The organism is Arcobacter sp. CECT 8983 (genome assembly GCF_004118855.1).
Classification (GTDB): domain Bacteria; phylum Campylobacterota; class Campylobacteria; order Campylobacterales; family Arcobacteraceae; genus Halarcobacter.
On sequence record NZ_PDKF01000002.1, the window covers coordinates 1 to 24,687 of the forward strand.

Consider the following 24,687-nt stretch of genomic DNA (forward strand, 5'->3'; position numbering starts at 1 on the left):
ATATTCGGTTTATAAAAGTTATTTATATACCTTCTAAATTGTAAAAGATCTCCCATATCATCGTAACTCTCTCAAATCTTTTTGATGTCGTTCCTCTGAAATTGGACGGGAATTATAATAGATTTTTCTTGCTTTGTCAAGGGTTTCTTCTTAATTGAAGCTTAAATTTGGAAAGTTTCTTCTTTTTACTGTTTTTTCTATCTTTTTTCTATTCATATATATATGTATCCACAATATATACACATAAAATGATTTAGAATATAGTATGTGAACAATTGTTCATTATAATGCAATATTAGTATTAAATATTAAAGTAAATATTAAGACTAACATTATAGAATATCAAAAAATTAGAAAGGATTGAAATGTATAACAGAGATTATCTTTCACAAGAATCATCTCAATACAAGTCGCAAGATTCATCAAGAGCTGAATTAATGAGCTTCTTGAAAGCAACATACCAGTTATTTGCTGGTTCATTATTAGCTGCTACTGCAGGAGCTTACATCGGTCTTGATGTTGTTTCTACTATTGCAAGCTGGTATTGGGGTCTAGTAATATTAGAATTTATATTACTATTTGCACTTTTTGCAGTTAAAAATAAGCCTGGAATTAACCTAGCTGTATTATTTGGATTTACGTTTATCAGTGGTTTAACTATTACTCCACTTTTAAGTAATATCTTAATGATGCCTTCTGGTGCTTCAATAGTTGCGCAAGCATTTTTAATGACATCAGTTGCATTTGGTGGAATTTCAATGTTTGCAATGACAACAAAAAGAGATTTTTCTTCAATGGGTAAAATGTTATTCATTGCATTAATTATCCTTATTGTTGGTTCTATTTCAAATATCTTTTTCCAATCTCCACTATTACAGTTAGGGATTGCAGGTGTTGGTGCATTATTATTCTCTGCTTTCATTCTTTATGATACACAACAAATCATCAAAGGTGGATTTGAAACTCCAATTGAAGCAGCTATTGCACTTTACTTAGATTTCTTTAACTTATTTGTATCTTTATTACAAATATTTGGAATCTTAAATAGTGACGACTAAAAACTAGCCTTTTAGGCTAGTTTTACTACATATGACTAACAATAAAACTCTTAGATTAATTGATGCAAATCTTAACAGACTTAAAGAAGGTATTCGTGTTGTAGAAGATATCTTTAGATATAACTATGATAATAAAGAAATATCTTTAAAACTAAAATCACTTAGACATCTTTGTAGAGTTGATAACTATATTGAAGTTTTAAGTACTAGAGATGTAAACAATGATGTTTTAAGAGAATCAATTAAAAGTGAACAAAATAGAAGTGATTTAAACTCTATTTTAATAGCTAACTTTAAAAGAGCTCAAGAAAGTTCAAGAGTGCTTGAAGAAATCACAAAGTTAACATCTATAAAAGATAGTGAAAACTTCAAATATATAAGATATGAACTTTATAACTTAGAAACCGTCTTAATAAATATAACTTCAAACTCTAAATAGTTTAAAGCATACTCTTTATAAAGTCTTTTAGCCTCTTTAAATGATAAAGAAGCATTAGGACTAACTCCTGATTTTTTAATATAATCAAACAACTCTTTTTTATTATCAAACTCTAATTTGTAAAAAATAGTTTCAAATTCACATTCAAAATATTCTGAAAAAGCTTCTTTAATTGAATTTTCATCTAAAATAGGTGATTTTGTATTTGTAAGCTTTTGAATAGTTTTAAAAGTATTTGAAGTAAATAGTACTGCATTTATCTCATTTGTAATTTCACTTAATGTTCTTACAATTTTTTTTAAATCCTTAGACCACTGTAAAGCAGAAGAGGATAAAACAATATCATAGTTATCATTTTTAATTTCATTAATAAACTCATCTGTATCAAAATCAAAACATTTTACTTCTATATTTTCTTTCTTTGGATGAAGTTCACACATTGATTTTGAAGCATCAATAGCCTTATAAAAATCTACATCCCAATTTATATAATTAAATACTTGCCCAGAACCACAACCTAATTCTAATATTTTTTTAGGCTGAAACTTTAATTCACGTACAAGTGATTTAGCAACAATTTGTTGAATTATATTATGGTTTTTATATTCATTTGCGTATTTTGAAAATTGGTTTTTAGTAGACATATTATTATTTTAACTTTTTCTTAATAAGTTTTAGGTAAAATACCTACCATTTTTTCAAAAGGGAATTTAAAATGACATCAACACTTTTAATAGTTCAGTTTGTATTAGCAATTATTATAACTATAACTATCTTATTACAAAAAAGTTCTAGTATTGGACTTGGAGCATACAGTGGGAGTAACGACTCTGTATTTGGAGCAAAAGGACCAGGAAACTTCCTAAGCAAGGCAACTATGACATTAGGACTTCTTTTTGTTATTAATACAATTGCATTAGGATATATTTACAATCAACAAAAAATGGAAAGTGCCGTGGATAGTGTTAAAACAGATACACTTATTCCAAGCGTACCAACAGAAAATAAATCAACTGCACCTGCTGCACCAACTAATGCGGCACCTGTAGTTCCTACAATCCCTGAAAGTAAATAATTTGTTTTAATATGGAGTATCTCTTACTTCTAAAAAACAAAACTTTAACTACTAACTTTTTTAAGTTAGTAGCTTTCATTTTCAACTCAATAAATCAATATATAAAAGGTTATAATGGTATAATCTTTTACAAATTTCAATTAGATAAACAATCAAGGAGAATACAATGTTAGAAGAAATCTATGAAGAAACTAAAGATCATATGGAAAAGTCTATTGAGGCTTTAAAAAGAGATTATAAAACATTAAGAACTGGTAAAGTTAATACAAATATTTTAGAAGGTATCTCAATTGACTATTATGGAACACCTACTCCACTTAATCAAGTTGGTTCTGTAACTGCTACAGATGCAACAACAATTGTTGTTAATCCATGGGAAAAGAATCTTTTAAGTGATGTTGAAAGAGCAATTCAAAATGCAAATATCGGTGTAAACCCAAATAATGATGGTGATGTAATTAAACTATTCTTCCCTCCAATGACAGTTGAGCAAAGACAAGAGAGTGCTAAACAAGCTAAGGGTATGACTGATAATGCAAAGGTTGCAATAAGAAACGTTAGAAAACACTCAAACGATAAAGTAAAAAATCTACATAAAGATAAAGAGATTACTGATGATGAAAATAAAAAAGCATTAGATGAAATCCAAAAAATTACTGATTCTTATGTTACAAAAGCTGATGATACTTTAAAAGCAAAAGAACAAGAAATCTTAACGGTATAATTTAATGAATGTAGAACAAATTTATAAAGATGCTAATGCTCTTTTAGAAGGGCATTTTAAATTAAGTAGTGGTAACCATTCACAATTTTATTTACAATCTGCAAAAGTTTTAGAAGACCCTAAAACTGCCAAACTTCTTGCAGAAGCTTTAGCAAAACAAATTAAAGATGCTGGAATTAAAGTTGATGCTGTATGTTCACCTGCACTTGGTGGACTAATTGCAGGTTTTGCACTTGCAACTGCCCTTGATGTAAGATTTATTTTTGCAGAAAGAGTAGATGGTGAAATGACTATTAGAAGAGGTTTTGAAGTACAAGAAGGTGAAAACTATATTATTTGTGAAGATATAATCACAACTGGTGGTTCTGCACTTGAAGCTGCAAAACAAGTAGAAAATGATGGTGGAAATATTGTTGCTTATGCAGCTTTAGCAAACAGAGGTTTTTGTTCTAGAGAGGGTTCAACTACTGAACCTAAAGATAACTGTAAACTACCATTAGATAAGCCACTTTTTGCATTAGATGACTTTACTTTTGAAATGTATTCTCCAGAAGATTGTCCTTTATGTAAAGAGGGTAGTGTTGCATATAAACCAGGAAGTAGAGGAAACTAATCTTCATGGCAAACAGATGGCGAGATATAAAACAAGGAAATGTTTCTAAAGAGGAGTCTTCTTCAATAAAAGAAGAGATAAAAGACTCTTTCGCCTCTGCACCAATTGGTAATAGAATCAAAGCATTTATAGTTGATATGTTTATGATTATGATGCCAATTATGTATATAACAACTTATTTAATCATGGATGGAAAAGATGATTTCCAAGGAAGTGATGAAGCTAGATGGATTACAGCTTTAGTTTTTGGACTTATAATTATTCTTTTTTGGATAGCTAAAGGACAAACACCTGGTTTTAAAGCTTATTCAATCAAACTAATTGATGATAATACTAAAGAAAAAATATCACTGCCAAAAGCAATTCTTAGATATATCATATTTTTAGTTTCTGCAACTACGATACTTTTAGCATTTTTACCTTTTTTTAGAAAAGATAAAAAAACTATACAAGACTTACTTACTAAAACAACTGTTATAGAAACAAAAGAATAGATGCTTTTTTTTAAACTCTCTGCATTTTATTTTTTTTATTTTGCAGCGGTTGGAGTATATGTAATATTCTTACCAAAAGTTCTACACGATATTGGTTATTCTGCTTTTGAGATTGGTGTGGTATTTGCTATTGCCCCACTTATGAAGTTTATTACTCCATTTTTATTTTTAAAACATATTACTTTAAATCAAAATGTATTTAAAACAGCTCTACTTTTATCTGTAGCTTGTTCTTTAATGCTTTATGTGACTTTAGAGAACCTTTATTTACTTATGATAAATAATGCTGTTTTAGCGGCTTGTTTATCTATGATACTGCCATATTTAGAGGTTACTGCTGTTAAGGTATTAGGGAAAGGAAGATACGGTAAATCAAGGCTTTATGGCTCAATTGGTTTTATGATTATCTCACTTGTCCTTGCACAGTTTCTTACAAACCCATATATTGCATTGCATTATTACTTAACAGTAAATGTACTAACTGTACTATTTGCATTTTTATTACTTAGATATGATGATGTAAGTCATGATGAATCAAAGCCAAATAGTGAATTCTCTTTTCTAAAATATTGGCCTTTTTGGATAAGTCTATTTTTTATGCAATTAAGTTTTGGAGCCTTTTATAATTTCTTTACTATATACGAAACAGAACATGGCATAAGTCTAGAAATGACTTCTTATCTTTGGTCTTTTGGTGTAATCTGTGAAATATTTATTCTTTATTTCCAAGGACCTTTATTAAAAAAGAATTTGCTCGCTTTAATTAAGTTTTCTGTAGCAGTTACAGCACTTAGATGGTTTATTGTTTATATGTATCCAGATAATTTAACACTTACTTTTATAAGTCAGGGTATTCATGCTTTTTCATTTGGTTTATTCCATAGTGCAGTTGTTATTTATCTATATTCATTATATGAAAATAAAAAGCTTGCTCAACAGTTTATGTTTGGAGTTGCTTATGGTTTAGGTGGTTTTTTAGGAGCTTTAATTGCAGGATGGTTATATGGAGAGTATCTATTCCTTTACTCAACTATTTTTGCTCTATTTTCTTTACTGTTTTTATATAACAAAAGACTTCCAAAGGAAGTCTAAACTGTTGCTTTTAATTTAAGTATTTCTTGAATCTTTTTATTCTTCATTAGATAATCAAACTCTTCATCATTTTCTATTTCTTCAACATACTGATCATTTAAATCAATTGCTTTTTCTAAATCTAAAATAACATTCTCTTCTTGACCTAAAACAGCAAAAATTTTAGATCTTTGATAATATGCATTTGCATAAGAGTTATCTATTTCAAGAGCTTGATTAGTAAGGTTTAGTGCCCAATTTGCTTCACCCATTTCTAAAACAGCATCTGCTTTATAAGTTAAGGCCTCTACTTCATCAGGTCTTATATTTAAAATCTCATCATAAATCTCAACTTTACCTGCAGCAGTCGATTCTTGACTAGCTCTTAGCCATAACGAGTGAATAGTATTAGTAACTTCAATCTCATGTTGATTACGTTTTACTTGCTTAGACCTACTTTCTAAATCTTTTTCAAAATTTAAAAGTCTCTCTTCATACTCTTGTATAATCTTCGAGGTCTTTTCATCAATCATATTTTTTACTTTTTCATTTGTATCTTTGATTGAAGTCCAACCTACAATTACAAGTAAAGATGTTGCAGCAGCAATAATATAAAACATATTATTAATAGTAGAAGTTGCATAATTTACAACATTAGTATTCATTTGCACTTCTTTTTTTGCTAAAGTTTCATGAAGTTCAATTTTTAAATCTCTATTCTCATCTCTTAACTGCTTAATCTCATGCAAAATGTAGTTTTCAACAAAGGGATTATATAGAGGCTTTTCTAAATTATTTATCCTATTTTGAATTTTTTCTTCTTTTTGTGTATTAGCAAATGCTATATTTGTTAAAATAAATAACAACAAAAACATTTTTCTCATATAAATCCTTTATAGGGTAATTTTCCCCTTACGATAACATTTTTTTGTATAAAGTTTCCAAAGCTATATCAGAAATATTTTGAGATACACCAATATGGAAAGAAATTTTAGATGGACTCATATCAAACATTTCAAAAGACATATTCTCTTCTTTTAGCGCTGTAATGGCATCTACTATAGCAAATGCATTCTCTCTTAGTCCAATTCCAACAAGTGTAATAATAGCTAAATTATATGTAACATTAATATTATCAGTTTTTAATCTTCTTTCAATTTCTCTTCTTAGATTATTAATATTTCCTTTTAAATCTTCTTGATCGACTAAAATTGAGATATCATCTCTATCTGTAGGATAGTGATATGTATTTATTCCATATTCACTAAAGATTTTTAAAAGCTCTGCTGTAAAACCTATTTCATCAGCTAACATATCTTTTTGTAAATGAATTGCCGCCATATTATCAAGTTTTGCTATACCTACTAAATCTTCCATTGGTACTCTTTCATTTAAAATAAGGGTACCATCATGTTCTGGATTGTTTGTATTTCTAATATTAATTGGTATTTTACTTTTTTTACAATTTAGCATTGCATTAAAATGGAATACATTAAACCCTTTAGAACTTAATAGTCTTAACTCTTTAAAGGTAAGTCTTGGAATAACATTAGCTCCATCTATTATTCTTGGGTCAACTTCATAAACTCCATTTGTATCTGTCCAGTTTTCATAAATATCAGCATCTAAAGCATATGCAAGTTCTCCACCAGTAAGGTCACTTCCACCTCTACTCATAACAGAAATCTCTTTATCTTCATTTACCCCATAAAAACCTGGTACTAAATAATAATCTGCTTTATCAAAGTTAAAATACTCACTAATATTATTATAAGTTTTTTTACAAACTTTACCATCACAATATTCAGAAGTTAGTAAAAAGCCAAAATCTTCTGGAAGCATTAGTTTTATATTTAAACCATTTTTTCTCATATATTCTGTGATAATTTTTGCATTATAGTGTTCACCTCTAGATAAGAAAAAAGCATTTTTTCTTTCACCTTTTAATGAACTATTGTTTAAATCTTTTACTAAAGAATCAATAATATGTTTACTATCAACTTTTAAATCTTTACAAAGTTGTTCAAACTTATTAATAATAGCATCAAAACTATCTTTTGCAGATACATTTATTTTCTGTTCACAAAAATAATTTCCATCAGTTGAAAGATTTAATAGGTGGTCAGTAATTTTTTCATTATGGATATCATCTCTACCAGGTGCAGAAACAACTATAACTTTTCTTTTTTCATCGCTTTTAATAATATTAAAAACTTTTTTTATTTGGGAGGCGTCTTTTACTGAACTTCCTCCAAATTTACATACTTTTATATTCATTTTTTATTATTCCTTATAAGTTAAATACTTACCTTATATCCTCTGTGTCTTACTGTTTCAATAAAGTTTTCATCAAACTCTTTTTTTAGACTATTTCTAATTGAGTTAATATTAACTTCAATCACATTATCTGACACCATCTCTGGCTCATCCCAGTTTGCTTGTAGTAACTCATCCTTTGAAATAGGAGACCTATATCTATTTTTTATCAAATAACTTAATATAGAAAAAGATTTACCTTTAAAGAAAACTTTTTTATCATCGTTAACCAAAGCTTTTTCTTCTAAGTCTGCTTTATAATTACCTTTATAAAAAAGTTCTTTTTTAAAGTTATCTCTATGAATTGACTCCATTTTTGCTAAAATATATTCATTTGAAGTTGGTTTTTTTAACACTGAAATTGCACCTTTTTTCAAAAGGCTTACTTCTAATTGCTTAGACCAATCATCTACTAGAAAAACTACAGCAGTCACTCTATTATCAACATTATTTAATATTCTCTTACATTCAAAATAGTTACTACAATCTACAATTACTAGATTGTAATATCTCACTTCACTATGATAGATTGCATCACTTATATCTTCTGCAATATCTACTATATATAGTTGTTCTTCATCCAAGTAATCTACTAGTTCTTCATTTAGGTTATATGACAATAGTCTCATTTAATATATACACTCCTAACAACTTCATTATCTCTTTTTAAAATTAGAGTATTATCTTCTTCTATTGCTAATGAGTCAATAAAAAATGTTTCAATATCGTCATAATCTTCAAAAAATTTATCTATTAAAGTTTTAGCTATATCAAAAGAAGAGTTTTTACTTAATTCAATAATTAAAGCATTATCATTTAAAACAATTTTTTGATTAATTAATTTGAACTCTTCAAAACTATAAATGAACTTTATAAATTCAAATTTTTTCTCTCTTGATATATTTAAATAATTTTTAATATAGATAAATTTCACAATTAGTCCTCTAAAGGATATACTCCATTTTCATCATGGTGCTCAGTTCCTTTAATTGGAGGGTTAAATACACAAATAAGTCTCATATCTTCAGTTCCTCCATAAAGGTTGTGATCATCATGATCGTTTAATGCATACATAACACCATCATAAATGTCATGTATCTCACCAGTTGCTAAATCTTCAATCTTCCCATTTCCAGCTACACAATAAACTGCTTCTAAATGGTTTTGATAATGGATATGTGTTTTAGTATTCGCTTTAATTATAGTTTCATGAAATGAGAATCCCATTCCTTCATCTTTTAAAAGCATTCTTCTACTAACCCATTGTCCACCTTCAGCAAACACTTCTCTTTGGGTACCCATTACGTCTTTTTTGATATCTTTAACAATCATTTAAAACTCTCCTGTTAATTTTTCTTTTTTATCTGCTACTAGTTTTGAAATTGCAGTATCTAATCTTTTTAAACCTTCTAATAAAGTCTCTTCATCAATAATTAATGGAGGTAAGAATTTAACAATTTGGTCTTCACTACCACAAGTTTCTACAATTAGTTTTTCTTCAAAGGCGTAACTTGATATCTCTCCAGCCACTGAATTGTCACCTTTAACTTCAAATCCATAAGCTAGACCTCTACCTCTTACTTCAACATCAAAAATATCTTTATATTTATCAGCTATTTTTTGAAGCTCTTCTTTTAAAAGTTTCTCTTTATATTTAACTGCATTTGATAAATCATCATTTTGCCAGTATTGTTCAATAGCAACTTTTGCTGCAACAAAGGCTAAGTTATTACCTCTAAATGTACCTGTATGTTCACCTGGTTTCCATTGGTCTAAATCAGGTTTTAATAATACAATTGCCATAGGTAGTCCACCACCAATTGATTTTGATATAGTTACAATATCTGGATTAATTCCTGCAAATTCAAATGAAAAGAATTCACCAGTTCTTCCGTTACCAACTTGAATATCATCAATAATTAATAAGATATCATACTCTCTACAAATAGATTCAAGTTCTTGTAACCATTCTTTAGATGCAACATTAATTCCACCTTCACCTTGAATAGTTTCAACAATAACAGCTGCTGGAATATCTAAACCACTACTACTATCTTCTAAGAATTTTCTAAAAATAGCCATAGTATTCATATCACCAAAATATCCATCAAATGGCATAAAAGTTACATTTGATCTACTAATATAACTTTCATCTCTATAGTCATTGTTTCCTGTAACAGAAGATGAACCTTGAGTTAAACCATGGAAACCATTAGTAAATGAAACTACATTAGATCTACCCTTTACAAGTCTTGCAAGTTTTAAAGCAGTTTCTACTGCATTTGTTCCTGTTGGTCCAGTAAATTGTACTTTATAATCTAAGTTTCTAGGCACTAAAATAGTGTCTTGTAAAGTTTGTAAAAACTCTTTTTTTGCACTTGTTGCCATGTCAAGTCCATGAACTACACCATCTTTTTGTATATATTCAACTAATGCTTTACTTATATGGTCATTATTATGTCCATAGTTTAAAGTACCTGCTCCTGCAAAGAAGTCAATAAAGTCTTCACCTTGTTCATTTGTTAAAACAGCACCCTTTGATGTTTCAAAAATTGTTGGGAAACTCCTGATATAACCTCTTACTTCTGATTCTAAATTTTCAAAAATTCTCATTTTACTTTTTCCTTTATTTTTTAAACGGTCCTATTTTATATAAAACCTCTTCTTCATGTTGATTAACAAAATCACTTGCTTCGAAAAACTTCATACTTTTCATTTCAGTTTCATAATGATTTACAACTTTTTCAAATACTCTAATAGATGAATTATTACTCGGAGATACCGTAGTATGTAAATAATTAATATTTAGTTCCTTTCTTTGAACTATATCCATTATCAATCTTCTAGCTAAATCATTTCCTCTAAAGTCAGAGTCAACTGCAACCTGCCATATAAACAGAGTATTTGGCTCATTTGGAATCATATATCCTGATACAAAGCCAATTACTTTATCTTCATATGTTGCAATTGAACAAATATCACTAAAATGAGTCGATTGAAGTAAATAAAGATATTCAGAATTTACATCTAATACCTTTGTACTTTTAACAAGTTCGTAAATTTTATTTGCATCTTCTTTAGAAGGTTTACAAATATTTATTTCACTTTTTGACATATATTTGTCCTTTAAATATTTTATTGATATTAAAAATTTACATGATTTATGTAATTTTTTTACATCTTGATTGTAAATTTATAACATATGAAACTTAACAAAAACTTAGATTATGTGTTTTTTGTAAAAGAATATCTATATTTCACTATATAAATTAATTTTCGCTTAAGAAAAAATAATTATTATTATTTATGAACTTCTTTTTAAAGTTCAAATCACACACACTTAAACTTAAAGGGGCGCAAATGAAAAAGTTACTTCTTGTACTATTTTGTCTATGTAACTTCATGTATGCTGTCGAATATGATGCTTTACAGGGGAAAATGTTATCACTATCATGTGCATCATGTCATGGAACAGATGGAAAGTCTATTACAATAACACCTTATATAGCTGGGATGAGTAAAACAGTTATGTATCAAACCTTACTTGCTTATAAAAATGGGGAGAAGACAGGAACTATGATGCAAAAACATGCAAAAGGTTTTACTGATGCTGAACTAGAACAAATCTCTTATTACTTTTCTAAAGTAGAAAGATAAAGGATTAAAGATGATAAATAGAAGACATTTTAATAAAATACTTGTAGGATCAGTTGCACTTTCATTTGCTGCTTGCAGTAGTATAACTAATGTATCTTTACCAAAAGACAGAAAAAGAGTTATTGTAGTTGGTGGAGGTTTTGGTGGAGCTACTGCTGCTAAATACTTAAAAAAATTCTCCCCTGAAACAGAAGTAATTTTAATTGAACAAAATAAAGAATATTATACTTGTCCTTTTGGTAATACTGTAATTGCAGGAATAAATGATATTGATTATATAAAACATGACTATAAAATATTAGAAAGTAAATATAAAGTAAAAGTTATCCATGAAAAAGTAAAAAAACTTGATGGAGCAACAAACTCTGTTATTTTAGAAAATGGAGATAAGATTCCTTATCATAAAGCTATTGTTTCTCCAGGAATAGATTTCAAATACGAAAAAGGTTATGTTAAAGGTTCAGAACAGTTTGCACCACATGCATATAAAGCAGGTGCACAAACAACACTTTTAAGAGAACAGCTTGAAGGTATGCAAGATGGAGGAACATATGTTATGGTTGCACCAGCTAATCCATTTAGATGTCCTCCTGGCCCATATGAAAGAGTCTCATTAGTTGCTCATTATTTAAAAACTCATAAACCAAACTCTAAAATCATAATCTTAGATCAAAAAAATAGCTTCTCTAAACAAGGTTTATTCCAAGAGGGATGGGAAAACTTATATCGAGATATGATTGAATGGAGAAGTGTTGAATTTGGAGGAAAAGTTTTATCTGTTGACCCTAAAAGAAAAGAAGTAACAACAGAAGATGAAGTTGTAAAAGCAGATGTCCTTAACTATATTCCAGCACAAAAAGCAGGACAACTTGCTTTTGATTCTGGACTTACAAAAGGTGATTGGTGCCCAATAAATACGAAAACTTTTGAATCAAAACTTGTAAAAAATATACATGTAATAGGTGATGCAACAATTGCAAGAAGTATGCCAAAATCTGGTTTTTCTGCTAATTCTCAAGGGAAAGTTGCTGCACTACAGATTACAAGATTATTAAAAAATAAACCTGTAGTAAACCCACCAAAACTAGCAAATACTTGTTATAGTTTAATTGCGCCAAATTATGGAATTACAGTTGCTGCTGTTTATGAAGCCCATGAAGATGGAATTAAAGCAATTCCTGAAGCTGGAGGATTAAGTCCTATGGGAGCTGACCCATCGTTTAGAGCATTAGAAGCTGAATATGCTGTAGGTTGGTACCAAAACCAAACTGCTGATATGTTTAGATAATAAGAAGTACTCAACTGAGTACTTCTTAATCCTTTATACTCATTATAAGTAGTTTTACATTTTTCTTTTCCTGAATCTCTTCAAGTTTTAAACCTGGAATTTGCATTTGCATAAACTCACTATGATTTTTTATATCATTTTTTGCAATTTCTTGTAAAAGTTTTCCTCTGTAAAACTTAGCCCAATGAGATACAACTTTCCCATCTTTTATAAATTTAAATGTTAAAACATTTGCTTTTTTTATTTTATAAAACTTCTCATAGAACCCTGCTCTTAAATCAATAACCTCATCAACAATAAAATCATCCAAACTATCTGTAAAGTTTTCTAAGTAAAATTTTTCTACATTTATATTAGGAAGCTTTGCTCCTTGTTTATACTTATAATCAGGGATTAGATCATTTGCTTTTATTGGTCCAAAAAGATTTGAAAATAGTAATACATTTTCATCTATATAATTTTGTGCTTTTTCATCTAATGAAGAATAAGCTAAAGCATCAAAAGCAACTCCATCATATCTGTTGATAGCTTTCATTGTTGGTTTATTTTTTAGACTCTCTTTGTATTTTTCCACTTCATCTAGTTTTTTTAATCCAAACCATTTTGATAACTCTTCTATTGTTAAACTTGATACATACTTTTCATATGCATTAAAAATCTCTTCTCTTTTTTCAAACAATTCATCTAAAAAAAAGTTCTCTTTACAAAAAGGTTTGTTTTCTCCACCACTATTTTTTGCTTCTGCTGGAGCTAATAAAATCTTCATATATCTTTACCTTTATAATTTATTGTACAAATTCTCCACTATGATATAACCATTTCCCATCTACTTTTAGGAATTTACTTTTTTCCACAAAAGAAGAATCTATAGCACCTTGAAATATAGTGGCTTTAAAAGTTACATAAGATACCTCTTCACCATCAATAAAGTCTAATATCTCTAACTTTTTAAAGTCACTATACTTTGAAAAATTGTTTATTGAGTTTTTCCAACTTTCAATATCAGTTGTATAATCTGCATTATCTCTATGAGTAGTTAAAATTATATAGTCTTGATTATTTGCAACAAAAGCACTATATCTTGATTTCATTAAATCTAATGCAGTTAAAGGAGTTTCACCAAAGTGAAATAGTCTACAGCATTTTTTATATTTCTTTAAACTCCCGCAAGGACAAAAAGAATTCCCAGAAATTTTCATACTAAACTCCTTTTTAAATAGTATTTTAGCAGAAAATTTCCTAGGCTAAAATATATAGCTACTTTTTAGCACCTTTAACTTTTATATCCTTTTGGATATTTTCAACTAAGCCTTTTCCAAAACCTTTTAAAATCAATAAATCTTCTGGGTTATTAATTTTTTGTTTTTTTCTAAAGTCAATTATCATTGAAGCCTTTTTCTCCCCTATTCCTTTTATCTGCATCAACTCCTCTTTACTTGCACTATTTAAGTTAATTGATGCAAATAAAAATGCACAACTCAACATTAATCCTAAAAAAATTTTTTTCATTTTGTACTCCTTTAAATAATAAATTAAATTATATATAAATAATATTTAAATATATTTTAAAGCACATTAGTAAATTATAATCTCAAATATAATAAAATCTTTTAAATCAAAGGGGAACAGACACAATGGGACAAATACCACTAGAGTTAATATCTAACATTATATCAATGGTTATTCTAATCATGTTATTTGTAAAATACTATCAATACAAGAAAAAGTTAGATGTATTAAAAGGGTTAAACGAACTAAAAGAAAAGAAAAAACTTTCACAAGAAGATAAATCATTTATTAGTTCAAATCTAAAAGATTATCAAATTCTTTTAGCAAGGGATGAACAAAGGATTAAACTTGCATACCCAGTTTTTATTTTAATAGCTGGTATTCTTTTAGCATTTTTCGAGTTCAAAGAGGCAATGATTCACTTAAATGTTATAGTTGTTGCATTTATATTTATGCAAGTAAATAAAATTCATAATAGAAACTTTGTTAACTTACTAACTGAACTAAACAAATAAGCTAGATTAAACTTCTTAATCTAGCACCTTTGTCTTCAATAACTACTTCAAATTCACATTCATACAAATTATTTGTTTTTAAAAACTCAATTAGCTTTTCAATAGTTTGTTCATAATCTTTACAATAGATATAAAACTGTATAAGACCTTCTTTTATATCAACTGCACAAAGTTTTAAAAATCCTTCTTCTTCAAGTTTTTCCAAATGATTTTTTTCGAATGCTGTAAAAAACGATAGACAAGCTGGATCTGGAAACATAATATCATCTGCCACATGGAAGTTATGTTTTACTACTACTAAAGTCTCATAGCCTTCTAAATCAATATCTTTTTTAACTCTTAATAATTGATTTATACTATCAGTTGTCACTAATTCCCATTTGTCTTCATTTATTACCATTGTATTTGCTCTTTATTGTTTTGTTTTAAAATCTCATTTGTTTTTGAAAAGTGTTTACATCCAAAAAATCCTCTATAAGAAGATAAAGGGCTTGGATGAGGCGCTGTTAAAATATAATGTTTTGTTTCATCAATTAGTTTTCTTTTTTTAATAGCAGGAGCTCCCCAAAGTATAAAAACTATACCTTCACAAGAAGCTGAGATATATTTAATTATATTGTCTGTAAAAATTTCCCAACCCATTTTGTGATGAGATTTAGGTTTTGCTTCTTCAACTGTAAGAATTGCATTTAATAAAAGAACTCCTTGTTTTGCCCAAGGGGTTAAATCTCCATCTAAACAAATAGAGTCATTTCCTAAATCCTGCTTTATCTCTTTTAAAATATTTTGCATAGAAGGAGGATTTTTAATCTCCTTTGGAGTTGAAAAAGAGAAACCTTGTGCTTGCCCTTCTCCATGATAAGGGTCTTGACCTAAAATGACTACTTTTAAATCCTTTAAAGGCGTCTTTTCAAAAGCATTAAATATCAACTCCTTTGGAGGAAAAATCTTTTTTGTCGCGTACTCTTGTTCTAAAGAGTTTTCTAAATTTTTATAATAATCTTTATTTTTTTCAATATTTAAAATATCATCCCATGTATTCATTATCTGCCTTTAGTTATAAAAGTGTATTATTGCAGATTAAATTTTAAAAAATCTATGAGAGAAAGTATTGAAACCTTATATAAAATCAATTATTGCATCATTTTTAGTAATCTTAGCCTGCTTAGGTTTCGGAAGATTCTCTTTTGGAATGGTTTTGCCAAATTTACAAGAAAGTCTTTTTCTTAACTCTTCACAAGTTGGTTTTATAGGAACAGCAAACTTTATTGGCTACTTTATTGGAATATTTTTTGCAAACTACTTATATAGAAAAACTTCTACACATAAACTAATTTTTACAACTATTTTACTACAAGCATTTTTTATGTTTTTAATGACATTAACAAAAGAATATAAACTTGTTTCATTTTTCTACTCAATTAGTGGTTTCTTTTCTGCTATTTCAAATATTGCAATTATGGCTTATATTTCAAATGTCATGCCAACGAATGTTCGAGGAAAGGCTTTAGGAATAATAGTAGGTGCAAGTGGCTTAGCTATAGTTTTAAGTGGTCAAATAGTTCCTTTTACCCAAGATATTGTAAAAGAAGTACCTTGGGAAACTGCATGGATAATCTTTTGTTTAATTCTTGTTTTTGTTGCTTTCTTTTCACAACCTGGAATCAAAAAACATGCAGCACATAATATAAGTGAGCTAACATTTAAAACTAAAGAGTTCATTTCTACAACAACTTTTTGGAAAATTGCATTTGTTTATATGGTATTTGGTTTTACTTACTCTATATATGTAACTTTTTTTGTAAGTGCTGTAATGCAAAAATATGAACTTTCAACACATATTTCAGGTAACTTTTGGACTCTACTTGGATTTATGAGTATTTTCTCAGGTTTTTTATTTGGAAGCTTAGCTGATAAAATAGGAGCATACAAAACTTTAATCTTTGTATATCTTTTACAAACTATTGCCCATGGATCTTTAGCATTTCCTTTACCATCTTTTTCTATTTGGATATCAGTAATTTTATTTGGGATATCTGTTTGGAGTATTCCTTCTCTTGTAGCTTTACTTTGTTCAATAGAGTTTCATGGAAACAAAACATCAAAAGTTTTTTCCCTAATAACTATTCTTTTTGCAATTTGCCAAGCCTTTGGACCTTTAGTGGCTGGAGTTATTCACGATATTACAAAAGATTATTCAAATATATTTATTATTACTTCACTTTTAGCATTAATTACAGTTTTTATCTCTTTTATATTTTCAAAAGATAAAATATCTTCTAAAATAACAGAAGAATAAACTATAAGGAAGTATATTGAAAGACAATGGTTTTATATTTGACTTAGATGGTACCCTAATTGATTCTTTAACAGATATTGCACTTTGCTCAAATATTGTTTTAAAAGAGTTTGGATTACCAACCCATGAAATCTCAACTTATAAGTATTTTGTTGGCGGTGGAGCAGAGGTTTTAGTAAATAATGCTATTCCAAAAGATTCAACTAAAGAGTTAAATAAAAAAGTTCTAGAAAGATTTAAAGAGATATATGACCAAGAACTACATCACAATACAAAACCTTATGATGGTATTTATGACTTATTAGACCTTTTAATAGAAAACCAAATAAAAGTAGCTATTTTATCAAATAAACCCCATGAATTTACAGTAAAGTATGTTAAAGAGTTTTTCCCAAAATATTCAAATATTTTAGAAGTACATGGCTCAAAAAAAGATGTTCCTAAAAAACCTCACCCTAGAGCAGCATTAGATATTGCATCTGCTTTAGATTTAAAATGTGAAAAAATCTATTTTGTGGGAGATAGTGATGTGGATATGCAAACTGCAAAAAGAGCAAATATGAAAGCAGTAGGTGTAGCTTGGGGATTTAGAGGTCCAAAAGAATTAATAGAAAATGGAGCAGACCATATAGTGCAAACTCCTGTGGATATCTTTAACTTATTGAAATAGAAGAGTTAGAAACCTAACTCTTTTATTACTTCTTTAGGTGTTTTTCCTACACTTTCACATAAACTTTTAAACTTATCATCACTTTTTGCATCTATTCCTAAATCTTTTAATTTAGATATTAATTCTTTTGTATCTATTTCTAAATCCTTTGCAACTTCGGAAATACTTTTTCTTCCTAAGCCACTAAGAGAATCAGATTTTTTGATATTTATTTTCTGTTTTTCACTTAATATTGAAAAGATTTTCTGTGCACTTGTATTATTGTTTTTTGCAATATCTTTTAAAGTTTCCATTGCTTTTGCTTCTATATTTTTTGATTTTAAGATCTGTAAACTTTTATCTAAATCAAAATCTATTTTTAAAGCAAACTCTTCTAAAGTATCAAGTTCAGCATGAGGATATGGTGCTTTTTCATATTTTTGTTCCCATGAGTTTTTTATATCTTCACCAAAATCTATGAAAGTAGAAAAAAGAGATATTTCATTTAAAGTACCCACTAAGAAAAGTAGTGTAATCACAAAAGCAACAAGCATCTCTTTTGTAAATACAACTAAGACTTTAGCTTTATTTTTCATATAACTAAGCATAGGTTTCCAGTTATAATATATGTGCAAAATTGTTGCTACAATAAATAGAACCATAAAAGTAGAATGTACTTGAGCATATTCATCTTTTCCTAATCCTAATATTTCCCAATTAGACCATTTTGCAACTCTGCCAGGAGGAGAGATGAATAGCATAATTCCTGTATAAGTCATAAGAATTATTGATAATAACATTGTCAATGAAGTGATTTTTTTAAGGCTCATAATAAACTCCTTCATATTATAAGTTTATTATATTCCTAATTTGATTAAATAAATGGTATTGTTATATAAGTTTTTCTTTGAGTTAGATATTAAACATCTAACTCAAAAAAAGTTTCATCAATCTTTTTATACTCAGCTACTGAGCATGTAATTTTAATTGCATTATCATAATCTTCAAAATACTCTTTGAAAAGCTTTTTAAGTTCTGTAATATTTGCTGTTCTAAAAATAAAAAATCCTACAATATTTTTACTTCTTTTACCTGCTTTTTCTATACCAAAACTATCGAATTTCCATTCTACACCTCTTGAATAAAAAAATACTTCCTCAAGCCTTTTTTCTAATTCACTTCGAACACTATCGTTATACTCTTTTAGGTGAACATAAAAAGCTACATTGACATTGAATGCATCTTGTGTAAGGTTTTTCTCAAACTTAGTTTCAGGTGTTTTTGTTAAATCTGTGTTATCCATTTTGTTCCCTATATCATAAAATAAAAACATGTAATTATAGTACATCTGAATAAAGAACAAATAAAAAAGAATTATTTTATAAAGATTTATAACTGTTTATAATAATTATAATAAAAGAAAACATTCTATTTTTAAGCTTTCAATAAATAACTTTTATTTATAATTCTGATATTTTAAATTATAAGGAAAACTAATGAAATTAAAAACAATCATCTTAATCTTCATTTTAGCTAGTAGTTCATTGTTTGCAGCAGAGTTTGTAAACTATAACAAATTAAGCGCTATGTTAAAAAAAGAGAATAAAGAAAATGGAACTTACGCAACTACGAAAGAAGTAAAAGAAGCATTAAAATCGAAAGACTGGTTAATAGCAGATGTAAGAACAATGGAAGAATGGGCAGCTGCACATATTAAAGGTGCGGTAAGAATTGGAAGACAAGCACCAGAGAAAGGCTTAGCTTTACATGCTTTAGATATGGATGATAACTTTATAAAACAAAATGTAATTCTTGTTTGCAACTCAGCAGCAAGAGCTTCAATCGAAGCTGAAACTATTAGAAAAATGGGATTTAAACAAGTAAAGGTTTATGACTTATATTCTTGGATTGATGAATGCAATCCTGTAGTTACTAAATATACAGTTAAAAAAGACAAAGGTGGAACTGGTCTTAAATTTGGTAACTTCTATGCAGAACACTGTAAAGAAAAAAAGTAAATCTAAAGGATAATGTCCTTTAGATTAAACCCCTATCTTTCTTGCATTTTTCATTTGCATTTTTGCAACTTCTCTTAAATCAACATTACTATCAAGTTCATCAACAATCTCAGCTCCAAGCAATGATTCTAATGCATCTTCTAAAGTTACAACACCTTCTGTTTGCTCATAATTATCAGTTACAATAAATAAGTGCTCTTTTTTTGATAAAAACATATCAATAAGTTTTGATATTGAAATATTTTCATTCACTCTTAAAGCTGGTTTGATTAAGTCTTCTTTATTTTCATAGTTATCTTCAAGCATCTCATGAAAATACTCTTTAGAAATAACCACTCCTATAATATCATCAATATCCACATCATATACAGGAACTCTTGAGTACTCTTTGAACTTTTCTAAATTAACTTTTGATTTGTCTTTAAAACTATTTAAAAAATCATTCTTTTGTACAGAAAAAACAACAGATCTTGGAGTGAAAACATCTTTTACTTTTATTTCATTTAGTTTTAAAAGGTTTTCGATCATTGCCGTTTCTTTTACTCTTAATACACCTTTTTTTTCTGCAATTGTTGCAGTTGCAAGAATTTCTTCTTTTGTCATAGTTTCAGTTTTATTAGGAGTTATATATGTGGTGATTTTATTCATAACAATTAAAATTGGATAAGTAATAAATACTAAAACTTTTATAATTCTTGTTGTAAATCCAGCTAAACCTTTCCAATAATACGCACCTAAAGTTTTAGGAATGATTTCTGAAAACACTAAAATTAAAATTGTTAAAATAGCAGAGATATAAAACATATACTCTTCACCAAACATTTTTGCAGCTTCTGCACCAACTCCTGCTGCACCTAAGGTATGGGCAAAAGTATTTAAAGTAAGAATAGCAGCAATAGAAAAATCAATATTTCTTTTTTGGTACTCCATTAAAGAGCCTAGCTTATGCTTCTGCTTTTTCACTAGTTCTATATGAGAATCAGTAATGGAAAGAAGTACTGCTTCTAAAATAGAGCAAAGGAAAGAAACTCCAACTGCTATTAAAAAATATATTGTCATTAACATTTAATTTAAATCCTAGTTTTTTGTAATTATATACTAATTTTAATAATTTTTGTTTTTTTTAAAAACTTTATAACATTGTCATATAATATATTTTATTTTGGGAAGTTTATTTTGGAAAATTTAATTTATAAAAGTGAATATATTATTTACCAATAAAAAGGTATAAAACAGTTTTACAACAATACATAACCCAAGAAGATAAAAAGATAACTTCTTGGACTAAATTATCAAAAACTAAACTGCTTTTTTAACTTTTTCTTTTTCTATGTAATCTCTACAATCTATACAATACATAGCATGAGGTTTAACTCTTAATCTTCTAATTGTAATTTCAGAGTCACACATTTCGCAAAGTCCAGTATATTTACCATTTTCAATTTTTCTAAGAGCATGGTCTATTAAATTTAACTCTCTTAATTGTTGGTTTTTTATGTGTACATCTGTAGAGTAGTCTCTACTTGCAGCAGCAAAATCACCTTCATCGTTTAAATCCATTTCACTTAAATTTAAATGTTCATTTGACAAATTATTAAGTGTTGACTCAATAGTCATCTTATTTTGTATTAAAAGACTTTTAATCTCTTCTACTTGCTTTTTATTTAAACTTTTTGGCATTTTTTTTCCTAAAAATATTTTTCTTAATTGTATCGCAACACAGTTGCAAATAAATAGCATTGTTATATTTTTTTGCTTTATTTATCATAAAATATAAGATTGAGTATTATATCTAATAAAATAATCTTTTAAGAAATATAATGAATAAAAAATATACAATTGTTTTCTAAAAATTAAAATATATTTAATCTTTAAGAAAGGTTGCATATGCAATAATTGTATATGCAACTAAAGGGAGCCTTATGAATTATGCATTAAAAGACTCTATTGCTTATCGACTTATAAGAAGTTCGAATAGCGTTGTTAATAGTCTAAATAAAATACTTTCAACTTATGGTATTGCTATTGAACAACGGGCTACATTAGAGATTATTAAATATGAACCTAATGTTAATCAAACAAAAATAGCCCAACTTCTAGGTAAAGACAAAACAACTATAAGTCGTTCATTAAACTCTTTAGAAAAAAAAGAGCTTATCACTAGAGAAAGTGATACCCAAAATGACAAAAGAAGCAATAAGATAAAGCTAACGAAAAAAGGTGAAAAAATTTTAGAAGAGACTCTTCCGTTTGTGACTAGTTTTAGGGAAGGTCTAAATTCTAAAATCACAGAAGAAGAGCATAAGCTTTTTTTTGAAATATTAGATAAACTCGAACTCTAATAGATGTATATTTGTAAAAGTCCTTTTGAGTATGCTAGAAATTGTAAGGAGTAGATATGAATAGTTATGTACAAGTCTCATGCGACTTATATGGAATGTTTGAGGAAGCGGTAAATAAAAGTGTGGATTGTGAGATAACATTTTTAAAAGAGAAAAAAGAAGTAACTGTTACTTCTAAAATTGTGGACATAAGAAATGTATGTAATAGTGAGTTTATGGAAACTTCTGATGGAACTGTAATTAGACTTGATAAGATTGTTGAGTTTAATGGTATTCCAACAGATAATATAAACTACTATATACCTGCATAAATTTTTTTATCTTATTTGTTGACTATTTAGTTAATAAATTTAATTTATACCGTCAAAAAACAACCTACTCTTTCCTTGTGAGTAGGTATGTTTTTCTTCTAAGAATCTTCATGTATAATATAGTTGATATTTATACAACTTCTAAAGGGTTTACATGAAAAGGTTATTGCTAATAATACTAATTTCATTTTCCATTCAAGCTGATGCAAAACCAATTACATTTACTGATAAAGAAAAAGAGTTTATAAAAAATAATCCTTTGGTAAAAATTGGTATGATGCCAGATTTTACACCTTTTTCATACTATATAAAAACTACCCCTGTAGGTTTTGAACATGAACTTCTTAATATCTTATCTAAAAGAACAGGATTAATATTTGAGAAAAATTTTGCAAAATGGACAGATATCTATACTGCATTTAAAAATAAAGAACTGGATGTAATTACAAGTATTTCTTATAAAGAGTACAGAGAACCCTTTACTACTTTCACTAGCTCTTATTATGATATTCCTATTATGATTTTTGTAAGAGATGATTTTGGAGAATACCTAGGTATTAAAAGTTTGGAAGGTAAAAAAGTAGGTGTTTTAAAAGATGTTTTTTATATAAAAGAGTTAGAAAAAATAAAAAATATAAATCTTATATATTATGACACATATGAAGAACTAACAAAAGATTTAGTATTTGGGCAGATTGATGCTTTGATGCAAAACCTTACAAATATAAACTATTTAATCAAAAAAAACCTATATTCAAACTTGAAACTTGCTAGTGAACTTACTTTGCCAAACACAAAAAAAGAAGACCTAAGATTAGGAGTAAATCCAGAAAAACCTCTTTTAAGTTCAATTTTACAAAAGGGATTAAACTCTATTACAAAAAAAGAAAAAGAGCAACTTGTAAGAAAATGGATTGGCTCAATTTCAGAATATAAAGGTGGACATGTAGAATTAAATAGTGAAGAAAAAGACTATTTAAATACTAAAACTATTAAATATTGTATAAACCCTGATGGAATGCCCTTTGAAGGTTTAGATGAAAATGGTTTACACTCAGGAATAAGCTCAGATTATTACTCTCTTATAGAAAAAATCTTATCTGCAAAATTTGAGCTTGTGAAAACAGATAATTGGAATGAATCAATAACTTTTGTAAAAGAAGGTAGATGTGATATGCTAGCCCTTGGTATGGAAACATATGACAGAAAAAAATACTTAAACTTTACAAGTAGCTACTTACATGTACCGCTTGTAGTAGCCACTAAAGTTGATGTTCCTTTTATAAATCATATTCTTGATTTAGAGGGAGAAAAAATAGGCATCATAAAAGGGGATGCTTTTGTAAAAATATTAAGACAAAAATATCCTTCTCTTGATTTAGTAGAAGTCGAAGATATAACCAAAGGTTTAGATAAAGTAAAAAGTGGTGAACTATTTGGGTTTATTGATACTCTTGCAGGAATAGGTTATGAGTTTCAAAAAGAGTATTTTGGAGAACTTAAAATAGCAGGAAAGATAAATGAAACACTTGAATTATCAATGGCAGTTGTAAAAGAAGATACAACTTTATTACATATCTTACAAAAAACAATAGATAGTATGACAAATGAAGTACACAGAGAAATATTCGGCAATTGGATTCCTATAAAATACCAAAAAGGTATGAACTATGAACTTGTATGGAAAGTAGTTCTTGGTTCTATTATTTTCATTCTTTTAATAACTTATTGGAATAGAAAGGTTATTAAAACAAATAGACTTTTAGAAGAGGCGAAAAAAGATATCGAACTAAAAAATAAAGAGTTAGAAAAACTTGCTACAACAGATAAACTAACAAATCTTTATAATAGAAGAAAAATAGAAGAGTTAATGCAAATAGAAATCAATAGAAGTGAAAGATTTAATCATAACTTTGGTTTAGCAATAGTTGATATAGATAAATTCAAAAAGGTAAATGATACATATGGTCACCAAATTGGAGATATTGTATTAAAAGAGATTGCAGATATTTTAGATAATAATAGAAGAAAAACAGACTTTGTAGGTCGATATGGAGGAGAAGAGTTTGTAATAATCTGCCCAGAGTCCACTGTAGATGGAGTTGTTAGATTAATGGAACTTTTCAAAGAAAAGATTTCTAGTCATGAGTTTACAAAAGTTAAAAATAAAACTGCAAGTTTTGGGGTAACCATGTCACAAAAAGGTGATACTATAGAATCTATTTTAAAAAGAGCAGATGATGCACTTTATCGAGCAAAAGAAAATGGTAGAAATAGAATCGAGTATAAATAAACTCTGATTCTATTGT

33 protein-coding genes are annotated in these 24,687 nt (G+C 27.9%); 16 read left to right on the forward strand and 17 right to left on the reverse strand.

Features of this window, described 5'->3' with window-relative positions; genetic code table 11:
- Positions 1–365: 365 nt before the first annotated feature.
- Entirely contained in the window at positions 366–1,058 is a 693-nt protein-coding gene (locus CRV01_RS00010; protein WP_129005797.1) for a Bax inhibitor-1/YccA family protein, read from the forward strand.
- 31 nt (positions 1,059–1,089) lie between these two features.
- Positions 1,090–1,497: a thiamine-phosphate pyrophosphorylase gene (locus tag CRV01_RS00015; RefSeq protein ID WP_129005799.1), complete on the forward strand. Its 408-nt coding sequence runs from the start codon at positions 1,090–1,092 to the stop codon at positions 1,495–1,497.
- On the opposite strand, the gene CRV01_RS00020 is transcribed toward CRV01_RS00015, so the two are convergent.
- Positions 1,449–2,141: a methyltransferase gene (locus CRV01_RS00020; protein ID WP_129005801.1), complete on the reverse strand. Its 693-nt coding sequence runs from the start codon at positions 2,139–2,141 to the stop codon at positions 1,449–1,451. The two genes, CRV01_RS00015 and CRV01_RS00020, sit on opposite strands and share 49 nt — an antisense overlap.
- Positions 2,142–2,212: 71 nt before the next feature.
- On the opposite strand from CRV01_RS00020, the gene secG reads away from it, so the two are divergent.
- The 5 genes from secG (at position 2,213) to CRV01_RS00045 (ending at position 5,495) form a co-directional block, all read left to right on the forward strand.
- A complete protein-coding gene (gene secG / locus CRV01_RS00025; protein ID WP_129005803.1) occupies positions 2,213–2,572 on the forward strand; it encodes a preprotein translocase subunit SecG in 360 nt (119 codons plus the stop codon).
- A 166-nt stretch (positions 2,573–2,738) separates the two neighbouring features.
- Positions 2,739–3,296 (forward strand): ribosome recycling factor, encoded by a 558-nt coding sequence (frr, locus tag CRV01_RS00030; protein WP_129005805.1) that lies wholly within the window; start codon positions 2,739–2,741, stop codon positions 3,294–3,296.
- A gap of 4 nt (positions 3,297–3,300) precedes the next feature.
- Complete coding sequence (gene pyrE / locus CRV01_RS00035) at positions 3,301–3,909, forward strand: orotate phosphoribosyltransferase (protein WP_129005807.1); 609 nt, start codon at positions 3,301–3,303, stop codon at positions 3,907–3,909.
- Between the two features lie 5 nt (positions 3,910–3,914).
- Positions 3,915–4,403: an RDD family protein gene (locus CRV01_RS00040; RefSeq protein WP_129005810.1), complete on the forward strand. Its 489-nt coding sequence runs from the start codon at positions 3,915–3,917 to the stop codon at positions 4,401–4,403.
- The gene (locus CRV01_RS00045) at positions 4,404–5,495 is read left to right on the forward strand and encodes an MFS transporter (protein WP_129005812.1); all 1,092 of its coding nucleotides are present in this window, start codon (positions 4,404–4,406) and stop codon (positions 5,493–5,495) included.
- Here CRV01_RS00045 and CRV01_RS00050 read toward each other — a convergent pair.
- Genes CRV01_RS00050 through ectA form a run of 7 tightly spaced genes read right to left on the reverse strand, consistent with a single transcriptional unit; the run spans position 5,492 to position 10,905 of the window.
- Positions 5,492–6,358, reverse strand: coding sequence for a hypothetical protein (locus tag CRV01_RS00050; RefSeq protein WP_129005814.1), 867 nt, complete (start codon positions 6,356–6,358; stop codon positions 5,492–5,494). The two genes, CRV01_RS00045 and CRV01_RS00050, sit on opposite strands and share 4 nt — an antisense overlap.
- Positions 6,359–6,386: 28 nt before the next feature.
- Positions 6,387–7,751 carry an aspartate kinase gene (locus CRV01_RS00055; RefSeq protein WP_129005816.1) on the reverse strand — a complete coding sequence of 455 codons (1,365 nt, stop codon included), beginning with the start codon at positions 7,749–7,751 and terminating at the stop codon, positions 6,387–6,389.
- A 20-nt stretch (positions 7,752–7,771) separates the two neighbouring features.
- Positions 7,772–8,419 (reverse strand): winged helix-turn-helix domain-containing protein, encoded by a 648-nt coding sequence (locus CRV01_RS00060; protein ID WP_129005818.1) that lies wholly within the window; start codon positions 8,417–8,419, stop codon positions 7,772–7,774.
- Positions 8,416–8,724, reverse strand: coding sequence for a hypothetical protein (locus tag CRV01_RS00065; RefSeq protein ID WP_129005820.1), 309 nt, complete (start codon positions 8,722–8,724; stop codon positions 8,416–8,418). Before CRV01_RS00065 ends, CRV01_RS00060 begins: the two co-directional genes overlap by 4 nt.
- A 2-nt stretch (positions 8,725–8,726) precedes the next feature.
- Positions 8,727–9,122 carry an ectoine synthase gene (locus tag CRV01_RS00070; protein WP_129005823.1) on the reverse strand — a complete coding sequence of 132 codons (396 nt, stop codon included), beginning with the start codon at positions 9,120–9,122 and terminating at the stop codon, positions 8,727–8,729.
- A complete protein-coding gene (gene ectB / locus CRV01_RS00075) occupies positions 9,123–10,403 on the reverse strand; it encodes a diaminobutyrate--2-oxoglutarate transaminase (RefSeq protein WP_129005825.1) in 1,281 nt (426 codons plus the stop codon).
- Between the two features lie 13 nt (positions 10,404–10,416).
- Positions 10,417–10,905, reverse strand: a complete 489-nt coding sequence (gene ectA / locus CRV01_RS00080) for a diaminobutyrate acetyltransferase (protein WP_129005827.1) — start codon at positions 10,903–10,905, stop codon at positions 10,417–10,419.
- A gap of 245 nt (positions 10,906–11,150) precedes the next feature.
- Between ectA and CRV01_RS00085 the strand changes: the two genes are divergently transcribed.
- Complete coding sequence (locus tag CRV01_RS00085) at positions 11,151–11,447, forward strand: c-type cytochrome (RefSeq protein WP_164969989.1); 297 nt, start codon at positions 11,151–11,153, stop codon at positions 11,445–11,447.
- Positions 11,448–11,457: 10 nt separating this feature from the next.
- Positions 11,458–12,735: an NAD(P)/FAD-dependent oxidoreductase gene (locus CRV01_RS00090; RefSeq protein ID WP_129005831.1), complete on the forward strand. Its 1,278-nt coding sequence runs from the start codon at positions 11,458–11,460 to the stop codon at positions 12,733–12,735.
- A gap of 25 nt (positions 12,736–12,760) precedes the next feature.
- Here CRV01_RS00090 and CRV01_RS00095 read toward each other — a convergent pair whose 3' ends face one another.
- From CRV01_RS00095 to CRV01_RS00105, 3 genes are read right to left on the reverse strand one after another with little or no spacing between them, the layout of a single operon-like run.
- On the reverse strand, positions 12,761–13,501 hold the full coding sequence (locus CRV01_RS00095; protein ID WP_129005834.1) for a YaaA family protein: 741 nt from the start codon (positions 13,499–13,501) through the stop codon (positions 12,761–12,763).
- A 19-nt stretch (positions 13,502–13,520) separates the two neighbouring features.
- Complete coding sequence (locus tag CRV01_RS00100) at positions 13,521–13,934, reverse strand: YchJ family protein (protein WP_129005836.1); 414 nt, start codon at positions 13,932–13,934, stop codon at positions 13,521–13,523.
- A gap of 58 nt (positions 13,935–13,992) precedes the next feature.
- Complete coding sequence (locus CRV01_RS00105) at positions 13,993–14,244, reverse strand: helix-hairpin-helix domain-containing protein (protein ID WP_129005838.1); 252 nt, start codon at positions 14,242–14,244, stop codon at positions 13,993–13,995.
- Between the two features lie 125 nt (positions 14,245–14,369).
- On the opposite strand from CRV01_RS00105, the gene CRV01_RS00110 reads away from it, so the two are divergent.
- A complete protein-coding gene (locus CRV01_RS00110; RefSeq protein ID WP_129005840.1) occupies positions 14,370–14,759 on the forward strand; it encodes a hypothetical protein in 390 nt (129 codons plus the stop codon).
- A 1-nt stretch (position 14,760) separates the two neighbouring features.
- Here the strand turns inward: CRV01_RS00110 and CRV01_RS00115 are convergent, their stop codons facing one another.
- A complete protein-coding gene (locus CRV01_RS00115) occupies positions 14,761–15,159 on the reverse strand; it encodes a DUF695 domain-containing protein (protein WP_129005842.1) in 399 nt (132 codons plus the stop codon).
- On the reverse strand, positions 15,153–15,803 hold the full coding sequence (gene ung / locus CRV01_RS00120; protein WP_129005844.1) for a uracil-DNA glycosylase: 651 nt from the start codon (positions 15,801–15,803) through the stop codon (positions 15,153–15,155). The genes CRV01_RS00115 and ung overlap by 7 nt, the downstream gene beginning before the upstream one ends.
- A gap of 67 nt (positions 15,804–15,870) precedes the next feature.
- Between ung and CRV01_RS00125 the strand changes: the two genes are divergently transcribed.
- Both CRV01_RS00125 and CRV01_RS00130 read left to right on the forward strand, forming a co-directional pair.
- On the forward strand, positions 15,871–17,058 hold the full coding sequence (locus tag CRV01_RS00125; RefSeq protein ID WP_129005846.1) for a YbfB/YjiJ family MFS transporter: 1,188 nt from the start codon (positions 15,871–15,873) through the stop codon (positions 17,056–17,058).
- Positions 17,059–17,074: 16 nt separating this feature from the next.
- The gene (locus CRV01_RS00130; protein ID WP_258238269.1) at positions 17,075–17,728 is read left to right on the forward strand and encodes an HAD family hydrolase; all 654 of its coding nucleotides are present in this window, start codon (positions 17,075–17,077) and stop codon (positions 17,726–17,728) included.
- A 5-nt stretch (positions 17,729–17,733) separates the two neighbouring features.
- On the opposite strand, the gene CRV01_RS00135 is transcribed toward CRV01_RS00130, so the two are convergent.
- Together CRV01_RS00135 and CRV01_RS00140 are read right to left on the reverse strand one after the other, a co-directional pair.
- Complete coding sequence (locus tag CRV01_RS00135) at positions 17,734–18,537, reverse strand: DUF4405 domain-containing protein (protein WP_129005850.1); 804 nt, start codon at positions 18,535–18,537, stop codon at positions 17,734–17,736.
- A gap of 89 nt (positions 18,538–18,626) precedes the next feature.
- On the reverse strand, positions 18,627–19,010 hold the full coding sequence (locus CRV01_RS00140; protein ID WP_129005852.1) for a hypothetical protein: 384 nt from the start codon (positions 19,008–19,010) through the stop codon (positions 18,627–18,629).
- A 193-nt stretch (positions 19,011–19,203) separates the two neighbouring features.
- Between CRV01_RS00140 and CRV01_RS00145 the strand changes: the two genes are divergently transcribed.
- Positions 19,204–19,725, forward strand: a complete 522-nt coding sequence (locus CRV01_RS00145; protein WP_129005854.1) for a rhodanese-like domain-containing protein — start codon at positions 19,204–19,206, stop codon at positions 19,723–19,725.
- A gap of 24 nt (positions 19,726–19,749) precedes the next feature.
- Here the strand turns inward: CRV01_RS00145 and CRV01_RS00150 are convergent, their stop codons facing one another.
- Positions 19,750–20,790: a CNNM domain-containing protein gene (locus tag CRV01_RS00150; protein ID WP_129005856.1), complete on the reverse strand. Its 1,041-nt coding sequence runs from the start codon at positions 20,788–20,790 to the stop codon at positions 19,750–19,752.
- A 234-nt stretch (positions 20,791–21,024) separates the two neighbouring features.
- Positions 21,025–21,405, reverse strand: a complete 381-nt coding sequence (gene dksA / locus CRV01_RS00155; RefSeq protein ID WP_129005857.1) for an RNA polymerase-binding protein DksA — start codon at positions 21,403–21,405, stop codon at positions 21,025–21,027.
- Between the two features lie 242 nt (positions 21,406–21,647).
- Here dksA and CRV01_RS00160 point away from each other — a divergent pair, with 242 nt between their 5' ends.
- The 3 genes from CRV01_RS00160 to CRV01_RS00170 all read left to right on the forward strand — a co-directional run bounded on the left by CRV01_RS00160 (position 21,648) and on the right by CRV01_RS00170 (position 24,671).
- Entirely contained in the window at positions 21,648–22,067 is a 420-nt protein-coding gene (locus CRV01_RS00160; protein WP_129005859.1) for a MarR family winged helix-turn-helix transcriptional regulator, read from the forward strand.
- Between the two features lie 56 nt (positions 22,068–22,123).
- Complete coding sequence (locus tag CRV01_RS00165) at positions 22,124–22,378, forward strand: hypothetical protein (RefSeq protein ID WP_129005861.1); 255 nt, start codon at positions 22,124–22,126, stop codon at positions 22,376–22,378.
- 154 nt (positions 22,379–22,532) lie between these two features.
- Entirely contained in the window at positions 22,533–24,671 is a 2,139-nt protein-coding gene (locus tag CRV01_RS00170) for a diguanylate cyclase (protein WP_129005864.1), read from the forward strand.
- Positions 24,672–24,687 lie beyond the last annotated feature (16 nt).

Bases quoted from the DNA above. Each gene is read 5' to 3' on its own strand.
- CRV01_RS00110 (WP_129005840.1), top strand. From the start codon at position 14,370: ATGGGACAAATACCACTAGAGTTAATATCTAACATTATATCAATGGTT.
- CRV01_RS00160 (WP_129005859.1), top strand. From the start codon at position 21,648: ATGAATTATGCATTAAAAGACTCTATTGCTTATCGACTTATAAGAAGT.
- CRV01_RS00050 (WP_129005814.1), bottom strand. From the start codon at position 6,358: ATGAGAAAAATGTTTTTGTTGTTATTTATTTTAACAAATATAGCATTT.
- frr (WP_129005805.1), top strand. From the start codon at position 2,739: ATGTTAGAAGAAATCTATGAAGAAACTAAAGATCATATGGAAAAGTCT.
- CRV01_RS00040 (WP_129005810.1), top strand. From the start codon at position 3,915: ATGGCAAACAGATGGCGAGATATAAAACAAGGAAATGTTTCTAAAGAG.
- ectA (WP_129005827.1), bottom strand. From the start codon at position 10,905: ATGTCAAAAAGTGAAATAAATATTTGTAAACCTTCTAAAGAAGATGCA.
- CRV01_RS00150 (WP_129005856.1), bottom strand. From the start codon at position 20,790: ATGTTAATGACAATATATTTTTTAATAGCAGTTGGAGTTTCTTTCCTT.
- secG (WP_129005803.1), top strand. From the start codon at position 2,213: ATGACATCAACACTTTTAATAGTTCAGTTTGTATTAGCAATTATTATA.
- CRV01_RS00055 (WP_129005816.1), bottom strand. From the start codon at position 7,751: ATGAATATAAAAGTATGTAAATTTGGAGGAAGTTCAGTAAAAGACGCC.
- CRV01_RS00020 (WP_129005801.1), bottom strand. From the start codon at position 2,141: ATGTCTACTAAAAACCAATTTTCAAAATACGCAAATGAATATAAAAAC.
- CRV01_RS00085 (WP_164969989.1), top strand. From the start codon at position 11,151: ATGAAAAAGTTACTTCTTGTACTATTTTGTCTATGTAACTTCATGTAT.
- CRV01_RS00170 (WP_129005864.1), top strand. From the start codon at position 22,533: ATGAAAAGGTTATTGCTAATAATACTAATTTCATTTTCCATTCAAGCT.
- CRV01_RS00090 (WP_129005831.1), top strand. From the start codon at position 11,458: ATGATAAATAGAAGACATTTTAATAAAATACTTGTAGGATCAGTTGCA.
- CRV01_RS00115 (WP_129005842.1), bottom strand. From the start codon at position 15,159: ATGGTAATAAATGAAGACAAATGGGAATTAGTGACAACTGATAGTATA.
- CRV01_RS00140 (WP_129005852.1), bottom strand. From the start codon at position 19,010: ATGGATAACACAGATTTAACAAAAACACCTGAAACTAAGTTTGAGAAA.
- CRV01_RS00145 (WP_129005854.1), top strand. From the start codon at position 19,204: ATGAAATTAAAAACAATCATCTTAATCTTCATTTTAGCTAGTAGTTCA.
- CRV01_RS00105 (WP_129005838.1), bottom strand. From the start codon at position 14,244: ATGAAAAAAATTTTTTTAGGATTAATGTTGAGTTGTGCATTTTTATTT.
- CRV01_RS00010 (WP_129005797.1), top strand. From the start codon at position 366: ATGTATAACAGAGATTATCTTTCACAAGAATCATCTCAATACAAGTCG.
- pyrE (WP_129005807.1), top strand. From the start codon at position 3,301: ATGAATGTAGAACAAATTTATAAAGATGCTAATGCTCTTTTAGAAGGG.
- ung (WP_129005844.1), bottom strand. From the start codon at position 15,803: ATGAATACATGGGATGATATTTTAAATATTGAAAAAAATAAAGATTAT.
- CRV01_RS00100 (WP_129005836.1), bottom strand. From the start codon at position 13,934: ATGAAAATTTCTGGGAATTCTTTTTGTCCTTGCGGGAGTTTAAAGAAA.
- CRV01_RS00060 (WP_129005818.1), bottom strand. From the start codon at position 8,419: ATGAGACTATTGTCATATAACCTAAATGAAGAACTAGTAGATTACTTG.
- CRV01_RS00070 (WP_129005823.1), bottom strand. From the start codon at position 9,122: ATGATTGTTAAAGATATCAAAAAAGACGTAATGGGTACCCAAAGAGAA.
- CRV01_RS00135 (WP_129005850.1), bottom strand. From the start codon at position 18,537: ATGAGCCTTAAAAAAATCACTTCATTGACAATGTTATTATCAATAATT.
- CRV01_RS00165 (WP_129005861.1), top strand. From the start codon at position 22,124: ATGAATAGTTATGTACAAGTCTCATGCGACTTATATGGAATGTTTGAG.
- dksA (WP_129005857.1), bottom strand. From the start codon at position 21,405: ATGCCAAAAAGTTTAAATAAAAAGCAAGTAGAAGAGATTAAAAGTCTT.
- CRV01_RS00015 (WP_129005799.1), top strand. From the start codon at position 1,090: ATGACTAACAATAAAACTCTTAGATTAATTGATGCAAATCTTAACAGA.
- CRV01_RS00045 (WP_129005812.1), top strand. From the start codon at position 4,404: ATGCTTTTTTTTAAACTCTCTGCATTTTATTTTTTTTATTTTGCAGCG.
- ectB (WP_129005825.1), bottom strand. From the start codon at position 10,403: ATGAGAATTTTTGAAAATTTAGAATCAGAAGTAAGAGGTTATATCAGG.
- CRV01_RS00095 (WP_129005834.1), bottom strand. From the start codon at position 13,501: ATGAAGATTTTATTAGCTCCAGCAGAAGCAAAAAATAGTGGTGGAGAA.